14 protein-coding genes are annotated in these 12,136 nt (G+C 71.8%); 6 read left to right on the forward strand and 8 right to left on the reverse strand.

Annotated elements, in window-relative coordinates; translation table 11 throughout:
- Window positions 1–120: 120 nt before the first annotated feature.
- Together QRN30_RS02400 and QRN30_RS02405 are read right to left on the reverse strand one after the other, a co-directional pair.
- Window positions 121–792, reverse strand: a complete 672-nt coding sequence (locus QRN30_RS02400) for an SDR family NAD(P)-dependent oxidoreductase (RefSeq protein ID WP_017887872.1) — start codon at window positions 790–792, stop codon at window positions 121–123.
- Entirely contained in the window at window positions 789–1,187 is a 399-nt protein-coding gene (locus QRN30_RS02405; RefSeq protein WP_284760338.1) for a (R)-mandelonitrile lyase, read from the reverse strand. Before QRN30_RS02405 ends, QRN30_RS02400 begins: the two co-directional genes overlap by 4 nt.
- Window positions 1,188–1,297: 110 nt before the next feature.
- Here QRN30_RS02405 and QRN30_RS02410 point away from each other — a divergent pair, with 110 nt between their 5' ends.
- The 4 genes from QRN30_RS02410 (at window position 1,298) to QRN30_RS02425 (ending at window position 5,110) form a co-directional block, all read left to right on the forward strand.
- Window positions 1,298–2,455, forward strand: coding sequence for a PQQ-dependent sugar dehydrogenase (locus QRN30_RS02410; protein WP_284760339.1), 1,158 nt, complete (start codon window positions 1,298–1,300; stop codon window positions 2,453–2,455).
- 185 nt (window positions 2,456–2,640) lie between these two features.
- Window positions 2,641–3,561, forward strand: coding sequence for a helix-turn-helix transcriptional regulator (locus tag QRN30_RS02415; RefSeq protein WP_284760341.1), 921 nt, complete (start codon window positions 2,641–2,643; stop codon window positions 3,559–3,561).
- A complete protein-coding gene (locus QRN30_RS02420; protein WP_017887867.1) occupies window positions 3,558–3,761 on the forward strand; it encodes a hypothetical protein in 204 nt (67 codons plus the stop codon). The genes QRN30_RS02415 and QRN30_RS02420 overlap by 4 nt, the downstream gene beginning before the upstream one ends.
- A gap of 155 nt (window positions 3,762–3,916) precedes the next feature.
- On the forward strand, window positions 3,917–5,110 hold the full coding sequence (locus tag QRN30_RS02425) for an MFS transporter (RefSeq protein WP_284760344.1): 1,194 nt from the start codon (window positions 3,917–3,919) through the stop codon (window positions 5,108–5,110).
- A gap of 9 nt (window positions 5,111–5,119) precedes the next feature.
- On the opposite strand, the gene QRN30_RS02430 is transcribed toward QRN30_RS02425, so the two are convergent.
- Together QRN30_RS02430 and QRN30_RS02435 are read right to left on the reverse strand one after the other, a co-directional pair.
- The gene (locus QRN30_RS02430) at window positions 5,120–6,091 is read right to left on the reverse strand and encodes an NAD-dependent epimerase/dehydratase family protein (RefSeq protein ID WP_042539937.1); all 972 of its coding nucleotides are present in this window, start codon (window positions 6,089–6,091) and stop codon (window positions 5,120–5,122) included.
- A 439-nt stretch (window positions 6,092–6,530) separates the two neighbouring features.
- A complete protein-coding gene (locus QRN30_RS02435; RefSeq protein WP_017887863.1) occupies window positions 6,531–7,016 on the reverse strand; it encodes a DUF4126 family protein in 486 nt (161 codons plus the stop codon).
- Window positions 7,017–7,155: 139 nt separating this feature from the next.
- Between QRN30_RS02435 and QRN30_RS02440 the strand changes: the two genes are divergently transcribed.
- Window positions 7,156–7,806: an NAD(P)H-binding protein gene (locus tag QRN30_RS02440; protein ID WP_056072266.1), complete on the forward strand. Its 651-nt coding sequence runs from the start codon at window positions 7,156–7,158 to the stop codon at window positions 7,804–7,806.
- A gap of 91 nt (window positions 7,807–7,897) precedes the next feature.
- Here the strand turns inward: QRN30_RS02440 and QRN30_RS02445 are convergent, their stop codons facing one another.
- A complete protein-coding gene (locus QRN30_RS02445) occupies window positions 7,898–8,881 on the reverse strand; it encodes a matrixin family metalloprotease (protein WP_159556166.1) in 984 nt (327 codons plus the stop codon).
- 121 nt (window positions 8,882–9,002) lie between these two features.
- On the reverse strand, window positions 9,003–9,704 hold the full coding sequence (locus tag QRN30_RS02450) for an SDR family oxidoreductase (protein ID WP_042539945.1): 702 nt from the start codon (window positions 9,702–9,704) through the stop codon (window positions 9,003–9,005).
- Between the two features lie 95 nt (window positions 9,705–9,799).
- On the opposite strand from QRN30_RS02450, the gene QRN30_RS02455 reads away from it, so the two are divergent.
- Window positions 9,800–10,195: a MerR family transcriptional regulator gene (locus QRN30_RS02455; protein ID WP_159556167.1), complete on the forward strand. Its 396-nt coding sequence runs from the start codon at window positions 9,800–9,802 to the stop codon at window positions 10,193–10,195.
- Here QRN30_RS02455 and QRN30_RS02460 read toward each other — a convergent pair.
- A complete protein-coding gene (locus QRN30_RS02460) occupies window positions 10,125–11,249 on the reverse strand; it encodes a LacI family DNA-binding transcriptional regulator (RefSeq protein ID WP_056072268.1) in 1,125 nt (374 codons plus the stop codon). The two genes, QRN30_RS02455 and QRN30_RS02460, sit on opposite strands and share 71 nt — an antisense overlap.
- 140 nt (window positions 11,250–11,389) lie before the next feature.
- Entirely contained in the window at window positions 11,390–12,082 is a 693-nt protein-coding gene (locus QRN30_RS02465) for a DUF6766 family protein (protein ID WP_262161584.1), read from the reverse strand.
- Window positions 12,083–12,136: the final 54 nt, after the last annotated feature.

A 12,136-nucleotide genomic window follows, 5' to 3' on the forward strand; every position in this document is an offset into this window, starting at 1 on the left:
CGGCTGCTCGGACTGGAGGCCCGTGGCGGCGTCGCCACGGGCCTCCAGTCCGTCAGGGAGTGAGCAGAAGACAACGGGTCGCGTCTCCGGACCCGTCGCGTTCTGCTCACTCGATGCCGCTCACGGGAGCTCGGGCAGCGCCTCCGCGTAGGCGCGGAAGTCGCCGCGCTCCGTGTGGATCGCCCACAGGCGGTCGGCGATGGACTCCCCGGAGTGCTCGGGCTGCCCGTCGTCGATGCCGAACGGGATGATGAGCTGCCCGACGTGGACGTCCTCGTCGCGGACGGCGTCGTGCAGCAGCTGCGCGTAGGCGCTCTCGGCCGCGAAGGCGACGGACGTGCCGGTGACGCGGGCGCCCGGTCGGACCGCGCTGCCGCCGTTGACGAACAGGATCGTGCCGTGGCCGATCGCGCGCATGCCGGGCAGCACCTGGCGGACGGCGTTGACCGAGCCGTAGACCGAGAACTCGATCGGGCCGACCAGGTCGTCCGCCGTGGTCTCGAGCACGGGGCGCATGTACTCCTTGGCGGGGAGCGGGCTGTACTGCAGCACCTCGATGGGGCCGAGCTGCTCGGTGGCGCGCTCGAGTGCGGTGCGCAGGGAGTCCCCGTCACGGACGTTCGCGGCGAACCCGGCTGCGGTGTGGCCGCGCTCACGCAGCTCCGCGGCGAGGCCGTCCAGGCGGTCCTGGTTGCGGGAGATCAGGGCGACGGCGAAGCCCTCGCGGGCGAAGCGCTCGGCGACGGCGAGGCCGAGGCCCTTGCCGGCCCCGACGATGGCGATGGTGGTCATGCGGTGTACTCCTCGTCGCTCACGTGCTCGAGCCAGGTGGTGGTCGTCGCCGGGTCGTCGGCGGCATCGAGCATCGCGAGGTGTTCCATGGAGTCGGTGGGGGTCGCGCCGTGCCAGTGTTCCTCGCCGGCCGGCGTGGTGACGGTCTGTCCAGCCTGCACCTCGATGACGTGTCCGTCCCGGGTGCCCATCCGCGCGACGCCCTCGGTGACGTGCAGGGTCTGCCCCTTGGCGTGCGAGTGCCAGGCGGTGCGGGCGCCGGGCAGGAACCGGACCTTGGCGACGGTCATCGTCTGACCGGGCTCCTTCGGCGAGGCGATGGCGTCGAGGTACACGTCGCCGGTGAACTGCTCGGGCGGGTTCTTGACGGTCGGCTGCTTCGGTTCGATCTGCATGCCGACGACGGTAGGCCGCCGTGCGCACCGTCGAGAGGTGCCGACAGACCCCCTCAGGGGTTTCCCGAACGCAGCGTGTGTGATCGACCCACGACCCCGGGAGGATCATCGTGGACACACCCGCCGGAACGCCCCGCAGCCGCCGCCTCTGGTCGGTGGCCGGCCTCGCCGCCGTCGCGGCGCTGGCCCTCACCGCCTGCACGAGCAGCGACGGAACGGAGCAGGACGGGTCCGATCGCGGCGGCTCGCCGTCGGCGCGCGCGACCGCACCCGCCGACCTGTCGGCCGGGCAGGTGGCGCTCGACGGTGACACCACCGACGTGGTCACCGGCCTGGAGGCCCCCTGGTCGGTGGTCCTGACCGGTGACGACGGCGACGCGCTGGTCAGCGAGCGCGACTCGGCCCGGGTGCTCGAGCTGCGGTCCGACGGCACCACCCGCCAGGTCGGCACCGTCGACGGTGTCAGCCACGGCGGCGAGGGAGGACTGCTCGGGCTCGCACTGCACGACGACGACCTGTTCGTGTACTCCACGGCCGACGACGGCAACCGGATCCAGCGGTACGAGCTGACCGGGGACACCGGTTCGTGGGGACTCGGCGAGGCGACGACGATCATCGACGGGCTGCCGAAGAACTCGTTCCACGACGGCGGCCGGATCGCGTTCGGTCCGGACGACATGCTCTACGCGAGCGTCGGGGACGCCGGTGCGAGCACGGACGCGCAGGACGAGGACTCGCTCGCGGGCAAGATCCTGCGGCTCACGCCGGACGGCGACGTCCCCGCCGACAACCCGATCGACGGGTCACCGGTGTGGAGCCTCGGGCACCGCAACGTGCAGGGCATGGGGTGGTCGTCGGACGGCACGATGTTCGCGTCGGAGTTCGGCGAGAACACGCACGACGAGCTCAACGTCATCGAACCGGGGTCGAACTACGGCTGGCCCGAGGTCGAGGGCACCGGCGGCCAGGACCAGGGCTTCGTCGACCCTGTGCAGCAGTGGTCCACCGACGAGGCGTCCCCGAGCGGCCTCGCCGTCGTCGACGACACCGTGTTCGTCGCGAACCTGCGGGGCGAGGTGCTCCGGGCGGTCCCTGCCGACGAGCCCGGCACCGCGACCGAGTACTTCGCGGGTGACTTCGGCCGCATCCGGACGGTGCTCGAGGGGCCGTCGGACACGCTCTGGTTCGTCACGAACAACACCGACGGCCGCGGGACGCCGTCGAGAGGGGACGACCGGATCGTCTCCGTCCCGTTCACGCGCACGTGAACGGGAGGCTTGTGGCCCTTCGTTCGCACCAGGTCGCCTGACGCGGAGGTGGCGACCACCGCACGGCCGAGCGCGGCCCGCACCGCGCCTCCGGGCCGCTCGTGGTCGCGTCAGACCGCCGGGCGCCACCTGACGGGTACCAGCAGCCCCTGCTTCCGCCACCCTGCCGGCCGTACCGTGGACGCATGGACACCAGGAGCGAAGTGCGTGACTTCCTGCGCACACGCCGCGAGCGCGTCACGCCGCAGCAGGTCGGGCTGCCCGACTTCGGCGGGGTCCGCCGCGTCAAGGGACTGCGTCGTGAAGAGCTCGCACTGATCGCGGGGATGAGCGTCGACTACTACGTCCGCCTCGAGCGCGGGAACCTGACCGGTGTGTCCGAGGGCGTCCTCGAAGCGCTGTCCCGCGCACTCCGTCTCGACGACGCCGAGCACGCGCACCTGTTCGACCTGGCCCGCCTGCAGAACGCCTCGGGCGCCTCGCGCCGGACGACCCCGACGTCGAAGGTCCGGCCGAACGTGCAGCGGGTGCTCGACTCGATCAGCGCGCCCGCCTGGGTCCGCAACGGCCGCTTCGACTTCCTGGCCGGCAACACCCTCGCCCGAGCGGTGTACTCGCCGCTGTTCCTCTCGCCCTCCGGTACCCCGAACACCGCGCGCTTCGCGTTCCTCGACCCGCGGGGGCGGCAGTTCTGGCGCGACTGGGACTCGGTCGCCGGGGACGTGGTCGCCGCACTGCGCGCCGAGGCGGCCCGCTCGCCGTACGACAAGGGGCTGACGGACCTGATCGGGGAGCTCTCCACCCGCAGCGACGAGTTCCGGCGACGCTGGGCCGCGCACGACGTGATGCGGCACCGGAGCGGCGTGAAGCGGGTGCACCACCCGGACGTCGGCGACATCGACATGACCTACGAGACGATGGAGCTCGTCACCGACTCCGGACTGACCATGGTCGTGTACGGCACCGAGCCCGGGTCGTCCTCCGAGGAACGGCTGCAGCTGCTGGCGAACCTCGCTGCGACGAGCGCGACGGCCGTGTCGACGGACACCATCTCCGCTGGTGCTGCTGGCGCTGCCGCCGCTGCTGCTGCCGGGGAGGACGCGTGAACGAGACCGAGTCCGTCGAGACCGTCGTCCAGGCTCCGACGACCGGGTTCCTCGGTCGACTGCGGTTCCGGTGGCGTGCCGAGCAGGAGATCCACGAACTCACCCGCGACCGCGAACTCGAGGAACGGGTCCGAGCCGAGGCAGCGGTGCGGCTCGCGCCCGGGCCGTGGCACCTGGGGGAGCTGTTCCGGCGGCGGTGACGGCTGAGGGGGGAAGACAGCACCTGTCACGGCCCCGCGGTCGGCCCTAGCGTCGAGGTCATGCCGTTCGTCGACACCGACCCCGAGTTCACCCGGAACCACGCCGACTTCGTGGACGAGACCCTGCGGAACGCCTCGCTCGGAGCACCCGGAGCATGAGCACGGAGCACTCGATGTCGACGGGCCGGACACTGCTGTTCGCCGTCGCCGGGGGAGCGGCGGTCGGCAACCTGTACTGGTCGCAGCCGCTGCTCGACGACATCGCATCGTCGCTCAGCACCTCGGCGTCGCTCGCCGGACTGCTCGTCACGCTGACCCAGGTCGGCTACGCCCTCGGCATCCTGCTCGTCGTGCCGCTCGGGGACGTCCTCGACCGCCGGCGCCTCATCCCCTGGGTGCTCGTCGCCTCCGCCGTCGCGCTGCTGCTCGCCGCGATCGCTCCGACCTTCGCGACGCTCCTGGTCGCCCTGGCGCTGGTCGGGCTGACCACGGTCGCCGGGCAGCTCCTCATCCCGCTGGCCGGGGACCTCGCCGACCCCGCGCAGCGCGGACGCGTGGTCGGCACGATCGCGTCCGGGGTGCTCACCGGCATCCTGGTGTCGCGGACGATCAGCGGCCTGGTCGCGGACGCGTTCGGGTGGCGTGCGATCTACGTGCTCGCCGCTGTCGTCGCGGTGGTCCTCGCCCTGCTGCTGCGGCGCGCCATCCCGGAGCTCGGAACCCGCGCCGAGGTGGCGTACCCGCAGCTCATCCTGTCGGTGTTCCGTGCCGTCCGGACCCACCGGACCGTGCAGGTCACGCTGGTGATCAGCTCGTCGGTCTTCGCCGTGTTCACGATGTTCTGGACCGCCCTGACGTTCCTGCTCAGCAGCGACCCCTACGACTTCTCCACCAGCAGCATCGGGCTGGTCGGCCTGGTGGGGCTCGCAGGTGCCGTGGCGGCCCAGCGGGTCGGGCGAATGCACGACCGGGGGCTGTCGGTACCCGTCACCGGGGGAGCGATCGTGCTCCTGCTCGTCTCCCTGGTCGTCGCCGGGATCGGTGCGCACTCGATCGTCGTGGTGCTGCTCGCCGTGCTGCTGCTCGACGTCGCCGTGCAGGCCGCGAACGTGCTCAACCAGACCCGGCTCTTCTCGGTGGACCCGGCCGCGCGGAGCCGATTCAACACCGCCTTCGTCACCTCGAACTTCATCGGCGGGGCGATCGGCTCCGCGCTGGCGTCGGTGCTGTGGAACGCCGGAGGCTGGACGGCGGTCACGATCGGCGCTGCGGTGCTGACCGGGTTCGCCGCGACGGTCTGGGTCTCGCACCGGAACCGCGGGCTCGTGGTCGAGCCGGAGCGGGTGTGACCACGGTGCTCAGCGGACCAGGGGGTTCGCGACCTCGAGCTCCCCGTGGTCGACGAGCCAGCGCACGGCGTCGAGCACGGTCTCCTCGGCGGTGAACGCCGGGCCGTAGCCGAGCAGCCGGTTCGCCTTCTCGGTGCTGAAGACCTGGCTGCGGGACAGGTGCTCCCAGCTGGCGTCAGCGTGCTCCGGAGCCGTGGTCTCGCGGAACCGGTCCCACGTGACGGAGTCGAGCCGGGCCTCCTGGCCGAACCAGGACGCTGCCAGGTGGGCGTACCCGCGCGCGGTGAGCGCCGTCGGGGCCGTGATGAAGAAGTCCTCGCCGGCCGCAGCGTTGCGGTGTTCGACCGCCAGCTGGAACGCCTGCGCGACGTCGTCGGCGTGCACGTGTGCCATCGTCTCGGCACCGAGCCCGGGGACCTCGAGCGGTTCGCCGGCGGACAGCTTCGTCAGCACCGACGTGTCGAGGTTGCCGAGCGGACCGATCGGCGTCCAGCCCGGCCCGCTGATGTGCCCGGGGTGCAGGGACGTCGTGACCAAACCGCCTGATGCAGTTTCTTCCTTGAGCATCCGCGCGATGGCGTCCTTCTGGACGCCGTAGTCGCCGAACGGCTGGGTCGCGTTCCGCTCGGTGATCGGCAGCACGTGCGAGACACCCGCGCGCCAGATCGAGCCGCAGTGCACCAGGTGCGTACCGGTGCCGCGGAGCGCGTCGACCAGGGCTGCGGCGGAGGACTCGGTGAAGCAGACGAGGTCGACGACGGCGTCGGCACCGAGCGCGGCGATGCGGCTGCCGAAGGTGCCGTCGCGGTCCTCCTGCTCGCGGTCGGCGGTGATCCGCTCGACCTGCTGCCACTCCGGGGCGTCGGCGTACGGGGTGCTCGTGCCGCGGGTGACGGCGACGACCCGGTGACCAGAGCGGACGAGACGGGGGACGAGGAACGAGCCGATGTGGCCGGTGGCTCCGATGACGACGATGTGCATGGGGCCACCGTAGGCCGCGGCCTGCGGATCGTGAGCAGGAACGGTCGGGTGTGGCGATCGGGAAGGCCCGTGGCGGTCGGGCACCGTGCCTACCGCTGTCGGGCGGACGGTCGGCCGTCGGTCGGCCGGTCACGACACGTCGCCAGGCGAACGCCGACCGGTCACGAACTGTCGACTGCCGACCCGCCGACCGACACTTCGCGACCACCCCACGGACCTGAGCGGCATGTCATGACCGCTCGCACCTGCCCGCCGGAAGGCCCGTGGCGGCCTGGCACCGCGCCTCCCGTCGGTCCGTCGGCCGATCCGTCGGCCGGTCACGACACGTCGCGAGGCGAACGCCGACCGGTCACGAACTGTCGGCCACCGACCCGGCGACCGACAGATCGCGACCACCCCACGGACCTGAGCGGCACGTCCCGACCGCCGCTCCCGCCCCTCAGTCGGCGGTGATGACCTTCACCGAGCCCGCGACGACCGCGGCGTCCTCGGCGAGCGCGACGACCGGGTCGGGAAGTCCCGTGCTCCCGACGAGCTTGCGCACGCCCCAGCCGACGAAGCTGCCGACGAGGGCGCCGACGCCACCGAGGATCGCGCCCTCGATGCGCAGGTCGCGCTTGCCGGTGGTGCCGAGGGCCGCACCGGCGAGGGCACCGGACGCGACGCGACCGAGCAGCGCAGAGGGGGCGATGCGGTTCGGGGTCTTCGGCAGCTTGTCGCCGATGAGCTCACCGACCGCGGACGCCACGAGCAGCCCACGGCCGAGCGGGGTGCTGAAGACCTTCCACTGCTGCCACGACCCCTTCAGCGAGGACCGGTCGTGGTTCAGTGCGAGGACGGCGAGCGGGGTGGCGCTCCGGCCGCCGCTCATGATGCCGAGGACCAGGGTGCGGACCAGGGTGTGCTGCTCGTGCTGCTTGCTCATCGTGACTCCTGTCGTGTTGCCCCCGACGGTACGCACGGTGCCCCCGGGTGTTCCGAGCATCGCAGGCGACGGGCGACGAGCGACGAGCGGACGTCCCGCGTTCCCCGGGTACGGAGCCGCCCCGAGTAGCGTCCGGACCATGAGCAACGTCATCGTCTTCGGCGGCCACGGCAAGGTCGCACTCCTCGCCACCCGCATCCTGTCCGAGCGCGGGCACACCGTCACCTCCGTCATCCGGAACGCCGACCAGTCCGACGAGATCCGGGCGCACGGCGGCGAACCGCACGTCGCGGACATCCAGCAGCAGTCCCTGAACGACTTCGCCGAGCTCGTGCGCGGGCACGACGCGGTGGTGTGGTCGGCCGGTGCCGGTGGCGGTTCCGTCGACCGCACCTGGGCCATCGACCGCGACGCCGCGGTGCTCTCGATCCAGGGGGCGAAGCAGGCCGGGGTCGACCGCTACGTGATGGTGTCGTTCTCCGGCTCGCAGCTCGACCACGGGGTCCCGCAGGACCAGGACTTCTTCGCCTACGCGCAGTCCAAGATGATCGCCGACGCCGTGCTCCGCGACTCCGGGTTGCAGTGGACGATCGTCGCCCCGAGCACCCTGACCGATGACGAGCCGACCGGGTCCGTCGACTGGGACGGCACGTCGAGCCAGGTGCCGCGCGGTGACGTGGCGCACGTGGTCGCGGACGTGGTCGAGAACCCGGGCACGGCCGGCAACACCTTCCGGTTCAACGAGGGGTCGACCCCGGTGGCGGAGTTCCTGCGCGCCGACGCGGTCTGAGCAAGACCTCCAGCCCCACAGGCAGACAGACGAACGGGGTCGCGGCGGTTCTCCGCCGCGACCCCGTCGTTGTCCCAGGAGCGCATCGAGCTCAGTAGAGCGTCGAGATGCCCGTCATGTCGCCACGGCCGAGCGTGCGGCCGCCGAGCTCGCAGTAGCCGCCGGACGGCTCCATGACCTGACCGGTACCGGTGGCGACGTGGTCGAGCCCGTACAGGTGGCCCCACTCGTGCGTCGCGACGACCTGGGTGTCGAAGCGGGCGCCCGAGCAGGTGGCCGTCGAGCTCCACTTGAAGCCGGTGGCGTAGCGCTGGTCGGCCTCACGGGCGTTGCCGTTGCCGTCGAACCAGACGCACGTGACCCCGAGGGTGCCGGTGGGGAGCTTGCCCCAGCCCATCACGTTGTACCCGTTGTTCCGCGAGCAGCCGCCCTGGTCGGTGAGGTTCGGCTTCTGGGTCGCGAGGCGCAGGTAGTCGTTCTTCGCCGTCGACGTCACCGTGCGGTCGCAGGCCGAGATGGTGCCGTTCCACGCGTTCGCGCCCTTGCGCAGGGCGTCCTTGGCGTAGGTCGACTTCTGGCCGGTCTGGTTGTAGTACCACTTGACCGTGCTCGCCCAGCTGTAGCCGGACGCCTTCCACGCCGTGCTCGTGCACTTCGTGGTCGCAGCGGTCGTCGCGGCGGGCTCCTGCGCGGTCGCGGCCTGGCTCTGCGCACGTTCCTGCTGGACGGCGGGAGCGGACCCGCGCCATGCCTCGTCCACGCGGACGGCGACGCCGGCGGAGCCGTTGTTCGCGATGAGGACGTCGGCGAGCTCGGGCGCGCCCGGCGCCGAGGTGCTGCTCGCCATCACGCTCTCACCCGGTGCGGGGAGCGCGAAGGTGCGGCCGTCGGGCGTGACGACCGTGCCGGACGTCGCGGTGCAGCCGCTCTCGAGCGTCTGCACCGACAGGGTCCCCGGGGCGCAGCTCGCGCCGGTCCCCGGGGTCGCCGCCTGGGCGGGTGCTGCGGTGATGGTGAGCCCGGCGAGGATCGCGACGATCGCCCCGGTGCTGAGTGCGTTCCTGACAGGACGCATGGTTCCCTTCCAGCGGCGGGCGACGTGCCCCCCGTTCCTGATCCGGGTCCATGGTCGCTGATGACCCAGCGCCGGGTCCAGGACTGCGCTGCGGGGACATGCCCCCAGTCAGGGGCGACGCTCAGGCGAACTGCGCGTAGAAGCGCTCCGGTGCATCGGCGAGCGATGCCTTCACCATCCGGCTCCAGTCGTCGACGACGACCTCGGCCGCACCGCGCTCGACGCCGTCCAGCGCGGCCCGCGCCACGTCGGCCGGGTCGACCTTCGGCCCCTCGTAGCCGTCCATCATGTCGGTGTCCGCCGCCCCGAGGTGCAGCCCCTGCACGCTGATCCCCTTGCCTGCGAGCTCGAGCCGGACGGCGTTCGTCAGGTTCCACTCGGCGGCCTTCGCCGCCGCGTACGCGCCGGATCCCGGGTAGACGAACCAGGACAGTGCGGACAGGACGTTCACGATGCCGCCGCCACCGTTCCGCTCGATCACCGGCGCGAACGCCCGGATCATCGCGAGGTTCCCCCAGTAGTGCGTGTCCATCTCGCGGCGCGCATCGGTGAGGTCGTCGGTGAGCAGCGAGCCCGTCGTCGAGATGCCGGCGTTGTTCACGAGCAGGGTGACGTCGCCCGCGGCGGCGGCCGCCGCCTCGACCGATGCCTGGTCGGTGATGTCGAGCGGCAGCGCCACGACGCCCTCGATGTCCACGAGCTCGGGTCGACGTGCGGTCGCGTAGACCTTGGTGGCGCCGCGCTCCAGCAGCTGCAGCGCGAAGCGGCGTCCGATGCCCCGGTTCGAGCCCGTGACGAGTGCGACCGATCCAGCGATGTCCATGGTGTCTCCTCCTGCCGCGCGGGTGTCTCCCGCAGTGGCTCGGCTACGCTAAGACCTCACATCCATGTCAGGGGCAAGCCCGGATCGGAGTCGACATGCGCATCGGTGACCTCGCAGCCGCGACCGGCGTCAGCGTCCGCTCGCTGCGGTACTACGAGGAGCAGGGACTGCTCACCGCGTCGCGCACCGCGAGCGGGCAGCGGACCTACACGGACGCAGCCGTGGAGCGGGTCCAGCTCGTGCAGCAGCTGTTCGCCGCCGGGCTCGCGAGCCGCACGATCGTGCAGCTCTTGCCGTGCGTCGACCGCGGGGAGTCGACGCCGGAGTCGTTCGCGCTCCTCCTCGCGGAGCGGGACCGGATCACCGCGCAGCTGGCCGAGCTCGAGGCGGTCCGCGGGCGCCTCGAGCAGGTCATCGCGATCACCGAGCACCCCACCGCCGAGCACTGCCCGGCACTGCGTGACCGACCTGCGGAGCCGGTCGCGGCCTGAGACACCACCCCAGGACGGACGGGAGGCCCGTGGCGGGTCCGCCACGGGCCTCGCGTCCCGAGCGGGTCGCTGACGACGCCCGCACCACCAGCGCGTGGCGCGAGCGCAGCACGCCCGGTGTCGCCGGGGCACCCTCCTCGAGCTGGGCGACGAGCACCCCGACGGCCGTCGCCGCTGTGCGGTCGAAGTCGGCCGACACCGTGGTCAACGCCGGGGTGGAGTACGCCGACTCCTCGATGTCATCGAACCCGACGACCGCGACGTCGTCCGGCACGGTCCGGCCCGCCAGCTGCAGCGCGCTCATCGCCCCGAGCGCCAGCGCGTCGTTGCAGCAGACGATCCCGTCGACCGGCACGTCGGCTTCTAGGAGCTGTCGTGCAGCCGCCGCCCCCTCGGCCCGGTGCCACAGCGCGGTCGGCACGACGCGCTCGGGCGCGAACGGCACGCCGTGGTCGTCGAGTGCCTCGCGGTAGCCCCGCAACCGCTCCTGCGCCGTGCGCACCGGGCCCGCCGGATCGGAACCGATGAACGCGATCGAACGACGACCGGCGTCGAGCAGGTGGGTGGTCGCGTCGCGCAGGGCGTCGGCGTTCGACATGGCGATGAACGGCACAGGGGCGTCCGGGATCGGCTCACCGAGCACGACGAGGGGGAACTTCACCTCGAGCGCGGCGGCGTCGCTCGGTCGGACGGTCAACGGGCTGTAGATGATGCCGTCGATGGAGTGCTCGCGCATGCGGGTGATCGCGTCCGCCTCGCGCACGCCGCTCGCGGTCTGCTCGATCAGCACGGTGTAGCCCACGGCGCCGGCAGCGCGGATGACGGCATCGGCGAGTTCGGCGAAGTACGCCTGCCGCAGTTCCGGCACCGCGAGGCCGAGCACCTTGGAGCGTCCGGCGCGGAAGTTGCGGGCCGAGACGTTGAGCTCGTAGCCGAGCTCGTCGACGGCGGCCATCACGCGGTCACGGGTGCGGACGGAGACGTGTTCGTAGCCGGACAGCACGTTCGAGACGGTCTTCTTCGAGACACCTGCAACGGCGGCGACGTCGCTCATCGTGGGTGGAGAGCGGTGCCCCTGCGCCATCGGGCGCCCCCTCACGTGTGCGGACTGCGTTGGGCAGGACGCTACCGCACCAGCGCGGTGCGGACCGGACGGGAGGCCCGTGGCGGGCCCGCCACGGGCCTCCCGTCCGCTCAGGCGCCGGTCTGCTCCGTCGGCGCGGCCACGGGCTTCGACTGGCTCGACCCTCGTTGCCGCAGGGACACGGTGGCGATCACCATCACCGAGATGACCAGGAACTCCGACTGCCAGTTCTGCATCGACTCGAACCAGAACTGGCTCGTGCCCAGGTAGCCCCACGCCGAGACCACGCTGTCACCGTGTTCGAGCTGCTCCTCGTTGTAGGCCGCAGCGCCTCCGATCACGTGCCCGACGACACTGCCGAGGAACAGCACCGCGAACAGGATCAGCAGGGAGTTCTCGTACAGCACGAGCACGATCCCGCCCCGGCGTACCGGCCACGGCGCCTTCGGGTCGTCGGCGTGCTCCCGGGGGTCATCGTCCTGCGGGCTCTGTTCGTCCAGGGGCTCGGACTCGCTCGACCCCTTCTGGAACAGGAACACCGTGAACACGATGTACGCGCCCATCTGCAGGAACTCGCTCTCCCAGTTCTCGAAGGTCGCCTCGGCGAAGTCCCCGCTCGTCAGGAAGCCCCAGAGCGACACGGCCGCCTCGCCGTGCTGCAGCGCGTCCGCCACGGACACCCGCCACCCGGAGAACACCATGCCGACGAAGCACACGACGAAGACGGCGACGTTCGCGAGGAGCAGGCCGTGCCGTCGCACGCGCCGCCACCCACTCGATCCGTTGTGCAGGCCGAGGGTCACCGGGTCCTCCGTTCGTCGTGTCGACGCCATCCTCGTCCGGGCGCGACGAACGCC

Origin of the sequence: Curtobacterium sp. MEB011, from assembly GCF_030209655.1 — a bacterium.
Taxonomy (GTDB): Bacteria; Actinomycetota; Actinomycetes; order Actinomycetales; family Microbacteriaceae; genus Curtobacterium; species Curtobacterium poinsettiae.